Raw genomic sequence first — 13467 nt, 5'->3', positions numbered from 1 at the left:
TTGTTTATTTTTACAATTCTTCATCCTTCGCCCAGTGGTAGGAGTAGCGGACCGCCTTGTTCCAGCCCCTTATTTTCTTCACTCTCTCCTCCTCCGGGATTTGGGGTGTAAAAATCTGATCACTGGCCCAATTCCGCAGCACTTCCTCCTTATTTTTCCAGTATCCGACAGCAAGACCGGCCAGGTAGGCAGCTCCCATGGCTGTGGTCTCCACGCATTTCGGCCGGTTCACAGGCGCGTTGCTGATGTCCGCCTGGGACTGCATCAGAAAATCGTTGGCGCTGGCTCCTCCGTCCACCTTCAGGGAGCTCAGGGTCAGCCCTGCGTCCGCCTCCATGGCTCTGAGCACGTCATTGACCTGGTAGGCCAGTGACTCCAAGGTAGCCCGGATGATGTGGTATTTGTTCACTCCGCGGGTGATGCCCACGATGGTTCCTCTCGCATAGGGATCCCAGTGGGGCGCGCCCAGGCCGGTGAAGGCAGGCACCACGTAGCAGCCGTTTGTGTCCGGCACTTTGTTTGCCATGTACTCGGAATCCTCGGAGGAGTCAATCAGGCGCATTTCATCCCGGAGCCATTGAATGGCGGCTCCCGCCACGAAAATGGATCCCTCCAGGGCATAGCTTACCTTTCCGTCCAGACCCCAGGCAATGGTGGTGAGAAGGCCGTTGTCGGAGAAAACCGGCTTCTCACCCGTATTCATGAGAAGAAAACAGCCTGTGCCGTAGGTATTCTTTGCCTCCCCGGGCTGAAAGCAGGTCTGCCCGAAGAGAGCTGACTGCTGATCTCCCGCCGCCCCGCTGATGGGGATGCTGCCGCCGAAGTAGGAGGGATCGCTCTCCCCGTAAATGCAGCTGGAGGGCTTCACCTCCGGCAGCATGGAGGCCGGAATGTCCAGAAGCTTCAGTATATCCTCGTCCCACTGAAGGGTGTTGATGTTAAAAAGCATAGTCCGGGAAGCGTTGGAGTAGTCCGTCACATGGACCTTTCCCTTTGTCAGCTTCCAGATCAGCCACGTCTCCACCGTCCCGAAGAGCAGCTCACCCTTCTTCGCCCTCTCTCTGGCCCCCTCCACATGGTCCAGGATCCACTTGATCTTGGTTGCTGAAAAGTAGGCGTCTATCTTGAGTCCTGTCTTCTGCCTTATCATATCCTCCAGCCCGTCCGCCATCAGCTTATCGCAGAAGCCCGCTGTCCTTCGGCACTGCCAAACGATGGCGTGACAGATGGGCTCCCCTGTCTTCTTATCCCATACGATGACTGTCTCCCGCTGGTTGGTGATCCCGATCGCCGCAATATCCGCCGCCTCGGCCCCGATCTTGGTCATGGCCTCCACCGCCACTCCAAGCTGGGTGGACCAGATTTCATCCGCGTCATGCTCCACCCAGCCCGGCTTCGGAAAATACTGAGTGAACTCCTTTTGCGCCACACTGCGTATATTTCCCCGGCGGTCAAATAAAATGCAACGGTTGCTGGTGGTACCGGCGTCCAGCGCCATCACAAACTGTTTCATAATTGTCCTCCTTTATTCTATGGAATTATCTGCCTGCTTTCTGGCCAGATATCGGCGGGTATAGGGGCACACGGCAAAGCATTTGCCGCACAGATCTGCCTCTATTCCGGTCCGCCGGCGCATGATCTCCACCTGCTTGCGGTAACAGGCCTCTCTGTCAAACAGCTCTTTTCTCTCCATACCGGCTCGCCACAGCGTCCCCTTCAGAGCCTGAGCCGGACAGCTGTCCACGCAGACCCGGCAGTCCCCGCACCGGGAGACAGTGACCGGCCTGGCACAGGGAAGAGGCGCGTCTGTGAGAAGGGAGGACAGGCGGATGGCGGAGCCGTACTGCTCTGTCACCAGAATACAGCTCTTTCCAATCCATCCAAGCCCGGCCCTTGTGGCCACTGTCTTGTGGGGAAGGGGCGTTCTCCACTCCTCGTCCTGGCTGACCCTGTCCGTAGTCTGGGCCCAGGCCTGGAACCCCTTTCCCCTCAGGAAAGCCTCCCCGGCGAGCACGATCTCATTGAGCTTCCGGTTCATGGCATGGTAAGTCTCATAATATTCCTTCGTGGGGCCCTCCAGAAGCTGCCGGATGATTGGATCCGGGACCGGCAGGGCCACGGCAACGCCCACTGAATACGCCTGTCCTCTCAGATCGCCGCAGCCTGCCAGAGCCGCCCCTGCGCTCTCCAGCAGGCCCTTAAGCTCCTCCCATAGCAGTCTCCCGTAACCGGCACCTGCTTTCTCCGGCGTAAGCTCCTCTCTCCTGTCTCTGTCCCCGCACATCTTCTCGCTCATCCTTTTTATCCCTCTCTTTGCATCTGTTTTCTCACATCAGGACCTTAAAGCTTTTTTCTTCCTCTTCTACAGGGATATCCTTCCCGTCGACCCAGTCAATCTCAATAAAGCTGTCGTGGTTCAGTCCCTGCAGAAGCTTGTCCACGAGCTGGGGGCGCCCCTGGATCTCCAGCGTCACTGTGCCGTCCATCTCGTTTCTCACCCATCCTGTCAGCCCCATGGATTTTGCCAGGTATTTTGCCTTGTAGCGGAAGCCTACGCCCTGCACCCTCCCGCGAAAATTCAATCTCCTTCTGACTTCAGCCATGTCTTCCTCCTGTCACTTGTTTTTGTATATTGTTATTATTGTAAATCCTTTTCCCTGGACTGACAAGTGGTTTGGCAGCGCAAGGCAGAGCAAAACAGCTTGCAGCTCCTTATATCCGCATCATTTCCGACATGACACAGGCCCCGGCCGCCCCGCAGGAGAGCACCTCCTCCACCTGGCCCTGGCCTGTATGGATACCGCCGATGGCCCAGACAGGCGCCGGCGACAGTCTGCAGATTTCTTTTAGATAGGAAAGCCCCCGGGGCGGCAGCCCCTTCTTGCAGTCTGTGCTGTAAATATGTCCGGCCGTCAGACAGGTAGCTCCCAGACGCAGAGCCTCCCCCGCCTCAGCCGCGGAGTGAACGGAAGTGCCCACATGCACAAAGGACTCCAGAAGTCCCTGCTCTCTGTAGGCGCGCAGCAAAGGCAGAGGCAGATGGATGGCCTTCACCCCTGCTCTCAGCGCGGCTTCCGGGTAGGTGTGGTAAACGCAGGGCACCTGATAGGCTCTGCACACTTCCAGCACCTGTCCAGCCAGGAGGGTGTAGTCCCTCTCCGCCAGATCCTTCTCCCGCAGGATCACAGCCGCCGGGTGCAGCCTGCACACCCGCTCGATCTGCTCAAGGAAGGGCCTGGCGGCCAGGTGGCGGTTTGTCACAGCCGCCACCCGGGACATAATATTTTCTCCGCCCTCTTCCCTGTGTGTCCTACACATAGATGTACTCCGCCATCACAGGCTGCAGATGATTGGCCTCCAGTGCGTGGTAAACCTCGTCCACAGAGCGGCCGTCTGAAATCTCGAACTGCTCGTCTCCCTTGTCCGCCACTTCCTCGCCGTGCTCCCCTATGCCGGTGCTGACTCCCGCGGAGATCTTGGTGGCAGCGATCTGCACCAGGTTGTCCCGCACTCTGGCGCACTCCCGGCTGGAGATGGTGATGCTGGCAAAGGGCATGAAGAGCCGGTAGGCGCACACCACCTGGAGGAGCTGGGCTTCGTGGACGTCCATGGGATTGATCCTGTCATTGTTGATGATAGGCCGAAGCCTGGGGCAGGAAAAGGCAATCTCCCCGTGGGGATATTTCTTCTGCAGCAGCCAGGCGTGCATGCCTGTGGCGAACGCGTCCTTTCGGAAATCATCCAGTCCTAAGAGCGCCGCAAATCCCACGCCCCTCATGCCGCCCATGAGAGCTCTCTGCTGCGCATTGAACCGGTAGGGGAAAATCCTCTTGTGCCCGGCCAGATGGAGAGTCTCGTACTTATCTGAATTGTAGGTCTCCTGGAAGACCGTCACATAGTCCGCCCCGCATTTTTGCAGATAGGCGTACTCGTCTGAGTTCATGGGGTAGACCTCCAGGCCGATGACCCGGAAATATTTCCTGGCAATCTGACAGGCCCTTCCGATGTACTCCACCGTGGACTTCTTTCTGCTCTCCCCTGTCAGGATCAGGATCTCCTGAAGTCCGGTCTTTGCGATGGCCGCAAACTCCCGCTCGATCTCCGCCTCGTCAAGCTGCGCCCTCTTGATACGGTTGTGGCAGTTAAAGCCGCAGTAAATACAGTAATTTTCACAGTAGTTTGCAATGTAGGCCGGGGTGAACATGGCGACGGAATTGCCGAAATGCTTCCTCGTCTCCGCCTGGGCTGCCTGGGCTATCTCCTCAAGGAGCGGCATGGCCGCCGGGGAGAGGAGGGCCTTGAAATCCTCCAGGGACCGGTTGTCCCTTGCCAGTGCCCTTCGCACGTCAGCCTCCGTGTAGCTGTCATAGTCGTATCCTTTCACCTCGGAGATGACCTTGTCCATCACCTCCGAGCCAATGTCCTCCATGTCCGGCAGGTAGGTCATATGGTCGATCCGGTTCTTCCTCTGGTGCTCCCGGATCTCATCGCTTAAAATGCTTTCATTTACATGGTTTTCTGCGCTCATTTTCGCAAGCCTCCTTCTGCGTCCAATGTTAATCTCTCAGATACCCGGTAAGGGGTGACGAAGCGCTTCCTCCTTTTGCACGGACGCTTCCCATCCCCGCGAGGTAAGCGGCGCGGCCCGCCTCCACGGCCAGCTTCATGGCTCCGGCCATGGCCGCAATGTCTCCCGATGTGGCGATGGCAGTGTTGGCCATAACGGCGGCAGCCCCCATCTCCATGGCCTCGCATGCCTGGGAGGGCTTCCCGATCCCGGCGTCCACAATGATGGGAAGATCGATCTCATCGATAAGGATCTGGATAAATTCCTTGGTGCACAGTCCCTTGTTGGACCCGATGGGCGCCCCCAGAGGCATGATGCAGGCAGCACCCGCGTCCGCCATGTCCCTTGCCATATTCAGATCCGGATACATGTAGGGCATCACGGTAAACCCTTCCTTTGCCAGGATTTCCGTGGCTTTGACCGTCTCGTAGTTGTCCGGGAGGAGGTATTTGCTGTCCCGCATGATCTCGATCTTGATAAGATCGCTTCCGCAGACCTCCCTGGCCAGCCGTGCGATGCGCACCGCCTCCTGGGCATTTCTGGCTCCCGACGTGTTGGGCAGGATAGAGACGCCCTCCGGTATGTAATCCAGGATGTTGGCAAGTCCTCCCTCGTTTGCCCGCCGCAGGGCCATCGTGACGATCTGAGCCCCCGCGTGCTCCACTGCCGCCTGGATCAACTCCAGGGAATACTTGCCTGACCCCAGGATGAACCTGGAGGTAAATGTATGGTCTCCCAGCTTCCACGTATCCTTTTTGATTTCTGTATTTGTCTCCATTTTTTCTCCTTTCTGCCGCCGGAACAGGCGGCGCCTTTCTCTTCAGTTCTGTCTTCTTTTCTTCTGTTTCTCCTACTATAGTCTGCCAGGGGCGTGATCTACCTCTCTCCCAGTATAAGCCGCAGCACCATATTGGCCTGGTGCGCCGCGCAGAGAGCCACCCTGGGAGCCATAAGGCCCCGCCCTGCCTCCGCCTCGGTCTTTTCATCCCCGCACAGATAAAAATGGGAGGTGACCCGTCTTGTGCGAATCTCATTGCTGTCCCCATATCCGGCCATACCGCTGGCGGCCACCAGATATTTCTCCGGGAAATGCTCCAGCACCTCCCCCGCAAGCATGGCCTTATTCTCCGCAATATCAAAGGCCTCGCAGATATAGGCGTCATCCCGCAGCAGCTCTGCCGCGTTTTCCTCTGTCACACGCAGGCAGTCGGTCCGCAGCTCAAGCCACGGATTGATACGCAGCAGATTTTCCCGGAGGGCCTCGGTCTTGTACATGCCCACCTGGTCTGCAAAATACTGCTGCCTGTTCAGGTTGGTCACATCCACCCGGTCAAAATCAATGAGATGGAGATGCCCCACTCCGATTCTGGCCAGGCTGACCGCTATGTTGGATCCCAGACCCCCAAGTCCAGCCACGGCCACCCGGGCCGCGCGGATCCGGGCCTGAACCTCCTCCGTGTGACGGTCAATGAGCGCCTGAGAGATCTCCTCCTCTGTGATCCTGATGTCCCTCATCTTCTCTAGCCTCCTCCCACAAAGCTCACGACCTCCAGTGTATCTCCGTCATCGATAAGACAGCTCTCATGCTCTCTTTTTGGTACGATGGCTCCGTTTTTTTCCACGGCCACCCGGTCCGACCGGTAGCCCTTCTCTTCCAGAAATGCGCTGACAGAAAGAGAAGACGAAAATATCTCTTCCTGCCCGTTTATGCGCGCTGTGATCATAAAGCTCTCCTCCTTTCTCCCTAAGCAGGCCGCTGCGCCGGAACCGAAGCGGGATATTGCTCCGAGATTCCCCGGGCTATTCCCGGCTATTTCCAGGATATTCCCCGAGATTTCCCAAGAAAAAAGGTTCACGAAAGAATACACCCGCGGTGGTGCACCCCTTCGTGAACCGTCTTAATCCATTTCCTGTTCACTCACATAGTCCTGCTGTATTTTGTTGTCTGTAAATCTCCTGACCTTTCTGCCAGACAAAGCGGGGCAGGTCCGCCCCTTTTTGCCGAAAGGATTTCTCTATAGAATAAGAAAAGGGAAATGGCATCATGCCATTTCCCGCAGTCTCTCATCTTTCTCCCTACGTTGGCATTATCCAAATCAGGTTCCCGGGTCGAAGTTCACAACTTCCTCTCAGCCTGTCTACAAGCTCCCCATATGCAATTTACATGTTCCAATATACTCATTTTCCCGTGAAAAGTCAATAGCCTTTCTTCCTCTACTCGGCTTCTATGGCCTCGTAGCCCTCAGGGATAGTAATGCCCAGCTCCTCGCAGATCGTGGGATTGTACTTTTTCGTCACCTGGGCTGCTGTCTCTACGTCCATGGTGGAGACGTCAGCGCCCTCCTCCAGGATCTTGTAGGCCATCTCGCCCGTCTGGTATCCCAGGTCGTAGTAGCTGATGGAGAGCGTGGCCACGCCGCAGCCGCTGCAGATGCCCTCCTCCCCCGCGATCACCGGAACCTTGGCAGGAAGACAGATGTTATTGATGATCTGGGTATTGGACGCCATAGTGTTGTCCGTGGGGATGTAGATGGCATCACAGTCCTCCACCGCATTTTGAGTCACAGACTGAATCTCGTTGGAGTCTGCCGCTGTGTACTCCTTGTAGGAAATGCCGTCCGCCTCCAGCTCTGCCTCAAAAAGCTCTGCCTGGTACTTGGAGTTGGACTCTGCGGAGCAGTAAAGGATCCCCACTGTCTTCGCCTCCGGCACAAGCTCCAGGAGCATGTCCTCCTGCTCCTCGATAGGCGCCAGGTCGCTGGTTCCTGAAATATTCACTCCCGTGGCTCCTGTCCAGTCATCGATGCCCAGCGCACTGCCGTAATCAGTAACGGAAGTTCCCAGGATCGGGATGTCTGACGTCGCCTGGGCTGCTGTCTGGAGAGGCAGGGTAGCGTTGGCAAGAATTAAATCTACATCAGAAGAAACAAAATTATTAACGATGGTGGAGCACATAGTCTGCTCTCCCTGTGCGTTCTGCACGTCAAACTCTACATTGTCCTCGCCAAACAGCTCCCGGCAGGCATCCTGAAACCCTTCCGTGGCCGCATCCAGAGCCGCATGCTCCATCTGCTGGCAGATTCCTATAGTATATGTACCGCTTCCGCCTGCGTCATCTCCGCTGCTTCCAGAGCTGTCTCCTGAGCTGCTTCCGCAGGCTGCAAGTGCGGCTGTCATGACTGCTGTCAGTAAGATCGCTGTTACCTTTTTTAACTTCATGTCCTTTTCCTCCTGTCGCTTTATCGCTTAAAACTTCTACACTTTATAGTGCTAAAGTATTTATGAAATAAATTATACAGAGATACGCAGAAAAGTCAAGCCCTTTTTTATTTTCTTTTCACACGTCCTCTGTATACCCCTTTGCTCCACATGGCAGCGCCGCAAGCTGCACCTCAGCCACAAACCAGTCTTCCTCCATACGGGCGGCGATATCTCCCTCCATCCTGCGGGCCAGCTCTCTGGCAATGGAGAGGCCCAGCCCCGTGGAGGTCCGGCTCCTTGCCTCATCTGCCTTGTAGAACCTGTCAAACACATGCTCTGTATCAATCTTGTCCGGACAGGACACCTGGTTGGCAAAGGTCATGACAGCCCTGTCCCCCTGCCTCTTGAGCGCAATGCGGATCTTCTTCTCGCCGTGGTCCATCCCGTTCTTAATGAGATTCTGGATGACCCGCCTGAGGGCACGGGGGTCTGCCTCCACACAGATTTCCTCCTCAGGAATGGAAAACTCCGGTCTGATCCCAAGCGCCAGCCATTCCTCGTAGTAGGAAAACAGCGTCTCCTTCAGGATCCGGTTCAGCCGGCAGGCTGTCCTCTCTATTTCATAGCGCCCGCCCTGGAGTTTCGTGTAAGTGAACAGCTCCTCCAGCATCTCCTTCAGACTGCCGATCCTCTCCTGGATGATGCGGATATACCGTTCCTGCTCCTCCGGGTCTCTGGTCTCCCGGAGGAGCTGAAAATACCCGTCCAGGGAGGTGAGAGGCGTGCGGATATCGTGGGACAGGTCCGTGTAGATGCGGGCAATCTCTCCCTCCTTTTCCATGTACTCTCTATGTTCACTTTTCATCTCCAGCAATAGTTCATTGAGCTCTTCTGCCAGCTCGCCCACCCCGCCGGCCCGGATCTGGGTCGTGATGAGCATATTGCTGTCGTGCTCCCGCAGGAACGCAATCTGGCGGCAGATGTCTTTCATCTGCCGCTGGTATTTCCACAGCACTGCCGCCAGGATCACGATACCTGTTATAAGGATAATAGTCAGCATCCTGTCTCTCTCCTTCTGTAAATGCTCCTCCTGTTGACTTCTCCTGTCCCCTACACATCCCTCTTCTGGAACACAAGAGCCCCCAGGCCTGCCGACAGGACAAGGAACAGGGCCGCTGTCAGCAGCGCTCCTGTCACGTCTGACGCGGAGGGCGCCAGGGGGAGCATGGCAATCTTTCCCGTGATGGTGTGGGAGATAATGTCAACATCTCCAGCCCCCATCCTGCGCAGCAGTGTCTCCGCCCCGCCGTACAGGATGATAGCCAGGTTCTGGCAGAGCAGCACCCCCAGCACCATGCTCAGCACGCTGCTCCGTATGATCACTGTAAGGGCACACAGGACCACCATAAAGGTACAGTGCAGCGCTGTCTGCGCTCCCAGATAAGGGAGGAACTCGCCCGGGTCACCCCAGGCCAAAGCTCCAAAAAGCAAGGCATCAGAAATCGCCTCAATGGCCACGAAAAAGAGGATGGTAAACACTGTGTACACCATCACAGCCACCGCCTTGGCCGCCACAAGGGCCGCCCGGCTCCTCACCTGTCCCGCTGTGTTCTTCACATAGCCGCTGCTCATGTCCGCCCCGGAAAACAAAATCGTGAATATAGCAATAAAAAGAGCTATAAATCGCCCCTGTATATTTGCCGCAAACAGGTCAAACACAGTCACCTGCTCTCCAGGTGTGGTGGGGAGAGTGACAGTCATACCCAGATTGGGCGTCTCCTCCCCGCTCTCATCCGGCGAGGAGGGACTCACCTGCACCATATCCACCGATGCCTCGGCCGCCTTCCTTGTGTCTGCCCGATACTCATCCCGGCTCATGATATTAGTAAAAAGCACGCACCCCGTCAGCACGATGAGGATCACATAGGCGCTCCTTGTGTGGAGCATCCGGTATGTTTCCATTTTTATCATATTAAGCATTTGCCCCGCCTCCTGTCAGTTTTAAGAAATAGGTCTCCAGCTCCTCGTTTGTGACAGAGATGCCCCGCACAGGGATTCCTGCCTTTGCGAAGGCCATGTTGAGCGCCGCGCTCTCCTCCAGCCTCTCAAAAATATAGATGTGCTCCCTGTCTGCCACCTGGTATCGTTTTATTCCCAGGCGGTCCATCACCGGAACAGCCCGCTCCGGGTCATCCAGTGTGACCTCCAGCCTCTCGCTGCATTTTTCCATCAGCTCTTCGTTCGTCAACTCCTGGAGAAGAGTCCCGTTGTGGATGATCCCGTAGTCTGTGGCTATCTTGGAGAGCTCCTCCAGGATATGGCTGGAAATGAGGATCGTCATATTCCTTTCCCTGTTCAGCTTCAGCACCGTATCCCGCACCTCCGCGATCCCCTGTGGGTCCAGGCCGTTGATGGGCTCGTCGAGGACCAGCAGGTCCGGCTCTCCCACCAGGGCCAGGGCGATGCCCAGCCTCTGCTTCATGCCCAGGGAGTACCTCTTCACCGGCTTCTTGCCCACGCCCCCAAGGCCCACGATATCCAGAAGCTCCTCCTCGTATCCCCTCTTGTACACGCCAAGGAGCATGCTCTTCATTTTCAGGTTGTCTCTGGCAGACATGCTTCCATAGAGGCCCGGCCCCTCGATAAGGCAGCCCACCCTGGAGCGTATCCGGCTCAGCTCGCGGCCCCTGCACCCGAACAGCTCGATCTCTCCCGCCGTGGGGGAGGCCAGACCGCTGATCATCTGCAGGGTAGTGGTCTTGCCCGCTCCGTTCCTGCCGATAAAACCGTATATCGCCCCCTTCTTTATATGCATGCTCACCTGGTCTACTGCCCTGTGCCTGCCGTACTGTTTTGTCAATGCTCTTGTCTGCAGCAGCAGCTCACTCATATGTCTCACTCCTTTTCTCTCGATCTGTCTTACATTCTAAGGACCTTTCCTTAATCCTTCGCAAATAAAATCTAAAGAAAAGGTAAAGCTTACCGGGGCATACGGTAGCCGATACCCCATATAGTCTCAATGTACTCCTCCTGCGTCTCCTTCTTTATCTTCCTGCGGATATTGCTGATGTGCACATCCAGCGTCTTGGTCTCCCCCATGTAGGGCTCCTCCCAGGCGTACTCAAAGATCTCCTCCTTGCTGTAGACCCGCCCCGGGTGGGACAGGAGGAGTTCCAGGATGGCAAACTCCTGGCGTGTAAACCGGGGCAGCTCTCTTCCCCTCACAAAGACCTTAAAGGTCTCCTTGTCCAGGGTCATCTTCCTGTGGCTCAGAGTGTCCCCGGCAGCCTCGGCTGTCCCCCGCCTGCGCAGCTGCACCTCGATCCTTGCCAGCACCTCCCGTATCTCAAAGGGCTTTGTCACATAGTCGTCCGCCCCGCTCTTTAAGAGGTCCACCTTGTCGTCCAGCCGGTCCTTCGCAGTCAGCACAATGACCGGGATATCCCTCTTTCTGCGTATCTCCTCCAGCACCCTCTCCCCGGACATGCCCGGCAGCATCAGGTCCAGGAGGACCAGGTCAAAGGGCTCCATGTCCAGGCGCAAAAGCGCCTCAGTGCCGGAGTAGGCCTGGCTGCAGGTGTAACTGCCCTTCTCCAGGGCCTCCCTTAAAAGATTGTTGATATTTGTGTCATCGTCTATGATCAGTATGTGGTCCACCTTGCCCTGTCTCTCCTTTTCTTCCTGTTCCTCTTAGGAAGGAGATACCCAGTTTTTCCATCTCCTCCCTAAGCTTTCCGTACCGGCTTCTGCTGACCGGGACGGATGTCCCTCCCTCTAACTTCGCCTCGTAAGTCTGACCGAAACGGCTGGCGCCTACTGCCCGTATATTGGCAAGGGGCACCAGGAAGGACTGATGGCAGCGAAAGAAATGGTAGTCTAGGAAGATCCGCTCCAGCTCCTCCAGCGTGTGGGAGGTCTGCCAGGTCCCTCCGTCCTTCCTGTGGATCTGCACCTTCCGTTTCTCTTTGCATATGTAGAGGATCTGATCTGGCTCCAGGAACAGATAGTCTGCCCCGCTCCTGACAGCAATCTTCTCTTTTCTCGGCACACCTGCCTTTTTCCGCACCTTCTCAAAGGTCCGCTCCATCCGCCGGATATCCACTGGCTTAGTGAGGAAATCCACCGGCTCATACTCGTAGCTCTCCAAGGCAAAATCCGCGTGCCCGGTGAGGAATACATAGGGCAGACCCGGATGCCTATCTTCAATGTAAGCCGCCAGGGAAAAGCCGTCCCCGCCAGGCATTTCTATATCCAGAAAGGCCAGCCGGACCGGCTCCGTATCCAGAATCTGCCTGGCCGCCTTGGCGTCCTCGGCAAAGAGGATCTGGGACGGCTTTGCAAAATGCTCTAAGGCGGCGATGGAGTCCTGCGCCGCCACAGGCTGGTCGTCCACCAGAAGTATCTTTCCCTCAAACATCACGATGCCTCCTTCACAAGTCTAAGCGGGATCTTTGCCACGAAATGGATGACCTGGCCCTCCATGCGGGAGTACACCACGCCCCCGTACCTGGCCGCCAGGGCCTGGATGGAGGCGATGCCGATGCCCTCGTGCCCGCTCTTGGAGGAGGCGCCTGCCTGGTAGGATGCCATGGGGTCCCCCTGCCGCGTCTTGTTGGCCACATTGATGATGCAGAACTCGCCCCTTTTTAGGATCGTCAGATGGATGCCAAAGGATCGGTCCGGCAGCCGCTCCGTCTCGTCCAGGGCATTCTGCAGAAGGTTGCCGATGATCTTGTTTGTCTCATAGACATTGGTGGCGATCTGGGACAGGTCGTTCTCCACCGTGATCTCCAGGCGGATGCCCTCCTGCTGGGCCCGGCTCTGGAAGGAGAGGATGAGGGCGCTGACCGCGGCGTCTTTTAGCGGCAGCAACCGGTTCATGGCCACCGAATCCTGCAAAAGCTCCTCCAGATACTTCTCGCAGGCCTCGTAGTCCTTCCTGAGGAGCAGGCCGTGGAGAGTCTGCACATGGAAATTGTAGTCGTGCCTCTGGGAGCGGACCACGCTCATGTAGGTCTGCATGTCATCCCGGTACTGTTTCTCCGTGCGCAGGGACTCCCTCTCCCTGCTGGCTGCCACCACCAGGCAGAAAAGCCGCAGGCCTCCGAAGAAGGCGAAAAGGGCGAGGGCTGCCGTGGGCAGAGAGCATTTTCCCAGGACGGGGAGCGATAGGCACAGGCCAAAGGCTGCAAAGAGCAGCGCACGCCTCCCCGGCCTGTCCCCATCCTGCGTCCCCTCCTTACAGAAGTACTGCTGCCATCCCTCCTCCGGGAACTCCCGGGACAAATAAGCCAGGCCTGCGCAGACACCCAGGACGGACATCAGCGCCAGCATCGTCCGGAAGAAAGGGGAGAGGTAAGAAATCCCAAGGAGCGCTCCCGACACCACCCGCAGCATGCCAAAGCAGCCGCAGGCGAGAGACACGGCTGCCAGGATATCGACCAGGGATTTCTCCTGCTCCGCCCCATGGCGCAGCAGCACCGCCATGTAGGAGACCAGAAAGAGAAGGCAGGCCCCGCTGCCCAGACGGATCCCTGCGTCCAGGCACCAGGCCAGCCCGCAGACAGCTCCGCCTATAAAAGAAAGTACCAGGCTGCGCCGTACTCTCTCCCTCTCCCAGCGCAGAGCCGCAAAGCATGACACGGCTCCGCCCAGTCCAAGAAGTGCGTAATCGGCAAACAGCATGGTACCTCCTCCTT

The 13467-nt window shown here is 57.0% G+C and carries 15 protein-coding genes and 1 riboswitch; all 15 genes read right to left on the bottom strand.

Annotated elements, in window-relative coordinates:
- Window positions 1-10: 10 nt before the first annotated feature.
- Window positions 11-1513, bottom strand: a complete 1503-nt coding sequence (glpK, locus tag FGQ86_RS06090) for a glycerol kinase GlpK (RefSeq protein WP_138303221.1) — start codon at window positions 1511-1513, stop codon at window positions 11-13.
- A 12-nt stretch (window positions 1514-1525) separates the two neighbouring features.
- Window positions 1526-2296, bottom strand: coding sequence for a 4Fe-4S double cluster binding domain-containing protein (locus FGQ86_RS06085; protein ID WP_242842787.1), 771 nt, complete (start codon window positions 2294-2296; stop codon window positions 1526-1528).
- Between the two features lie 31 nt (window positions 2297-2327).
- Window positions 2328-2603 (bottom strand): acylphosphatase, encoded by a 276-nt coding sequence (locus tag FGQ86_RS06080; RefSeq protein WP_033124315.1) that lies wholly within the window; start codon window positions 2601-2603, stop codon window positions 2328-2330.
- Between the two features lie 109 nt (window positions 2604-2712).
- A complete protein-coding gene (locus FGQ86_RS06075) occupies window positions 2713-3318 on the bottom strand; it encodes a thiamine phosphate synthase (protein WP_033124316.1) in 606 nt (201 codons plus the stop codon).
- Window positions 3311-4447 (bottom strand): 2-iminoacetate synthase ThiH, encoded by a 1137-nt coding sequence (thiH, locus tag FGQ86_RS06070; protein ID WP_347562486.1) that lies wholly within the window; start codon window positions 4445-4447, stop codon window positions 3311-3313. Before thiH ends, FGQ86_RS06075 begins: the two co-directional genes overlap by 8 nt.
- 109 nt (window positions 4448-4556) lie before the next feature.
- The gene (locus FGQ86_RS06065; RefSeq protein WP_347562485.1) at window positions 4557-5327 is read right to left on the bottom strand and encodes a thiazole synthase; all 771 of its coding nucleotides are present in this window, start codon (window positions 5325-5327) and stop codon (window positions 4557-4559) included.
- Window positions 5328-5443: 116 nt separating this feature from the next.
- Complete coding sequence (gene thiF / locus FGQ86_RS06060) at window positions 5444-6082, bottom strand: sulfur carrier protein ThiS adenylyltransferase ThiF (protein WP_033124319.1); 639 nt, start codon at window positions 6080-6082, stop codon at window positions 5444-5446.
- A 5-nt stretch (window positions 6083-6087) separates the two neighbouring features.
- Window positions 6088-6291, bottom strand: a complete 204-nt coding sequence (gene thiS / locus FGQ86_RS06055) for a sulfur carrier protein ThiS (RefSeq protein WP_033124320.1) — start codon at window positions 6289-6291, stop codon at window positions 6088-6090.
- Window positions 6292-6622: 331 nt separating this feature from the next.
- Window positions 6623-6729, bottom strand: a riboswitch (TPP riboswitch).
- A gap of 52 nt (window positions 6730-6781) precedes the next feature.
- On the bottom strand, window positions 6782-7786 hold the full coding sequence (locus FGQ86_RS06050; RefSeq protein WP_138303220.1) for an ABC transporter substrate-binding protein: 1005 nt from the start codon (window positions 7784-7786) through the stop codon (window positions 6782-6784).
- A 118-nt stretch (window positions 7787-7904) separates the two neighbouring features.
- Window positions 7905-8828, bottom strand: coding sequence for a HAMP domain-containing sensor histidine kinase (locus FGQ86_RS06045; protein WP_052083737.1), 924 nt, complete (start codon window positions 8826-8828; stop codon window positions 7905-7907).
- Between the two features lie 50 nt (window positions 8829-8878).
- Window positions 8879-9748, bottom strand: coding sequence for an ABC transporter permease (locus FGQ86_RS06040; RefSeq protein WP_033124322.1), 870 nt, complete (start codon window positions 9746-9748; stop codon window positions 8879-8881).
- Window positions 9741-10658 carry an ABC transporter ATP-binding protein gene (locus tag FGQ86_RS06035; protein WP_138303219.1) on the bottom strand — a complete coding sequence of 306 codons (918 nt, stop codon included), beginning with the start codon at window positions 10656-10658 and terminating at the stop codon, window positions 9741-9743. Before FGQ86_RS06035 ends, FGQ86_RS06040 begins: the two co-directional genes overlap by 8 nt.
- Before the next feature lie 89 nt (window positions 10659-10747).
- The gene (locus tag FGQ86_RS06030; RefSeq protein ID WP_138303218.1) at window positions 10748-11425 is read right to left on the bottom strand and encodes a response regulator transcription factor; all 678 of its coding nucleotides are present in this window, start codon (window positions 11423-11425) and stop codon (window positions 10748-10750) included.
- Window positions 11397-12185, bottom strand: a complete 789-nt coding sequence (locus FGQ86_RS06025; RefSeq protein ID WP_033124325.1) for a LytTR family DNA-binding domain-containing protein — start codon at window positions 12183-12185, stop codon at window positions 11397-11399. The genes FGQ86_RS06030 and FGQ86_RS06025 overlap by 29 nt, the downstream gene beginning before the upstream one ends.
- Window positions 12185-13453, bottom strand: a complete 1269-nt coding sequence (locus tag FGQ86_RS06020; protein WP_138303217.1) for a GHKL domain-containing protein — start codon at window positions 13451-13453, stop codon at window positions 12185-12187. The genes FGQ86_RS06025 and FGQ86_RS06020 overlap by 1 nt, the downstream gene beginning before the upstream one ends.
- Between the last annotated feature and the right edge of the window lie 14 nt (window positions 13454-13467).

Origin of the sequence: Clostridium sp. BSD2780061688st1 H5, assembly GCF_005845155.1 — a bacterium.
Taxonomy (GTDB): Bacteria; Bacillota; Clostridia; order Lachnospirales; family Lachnospiraceae; genus Claveliimonas; species Claveliimonas intestinigallinarum.
The sequence above is the reverse complement of the archived record's forward strand: the minus strand, read 5'-3'. Positions and strand labels throughout refer to the sequence as shown.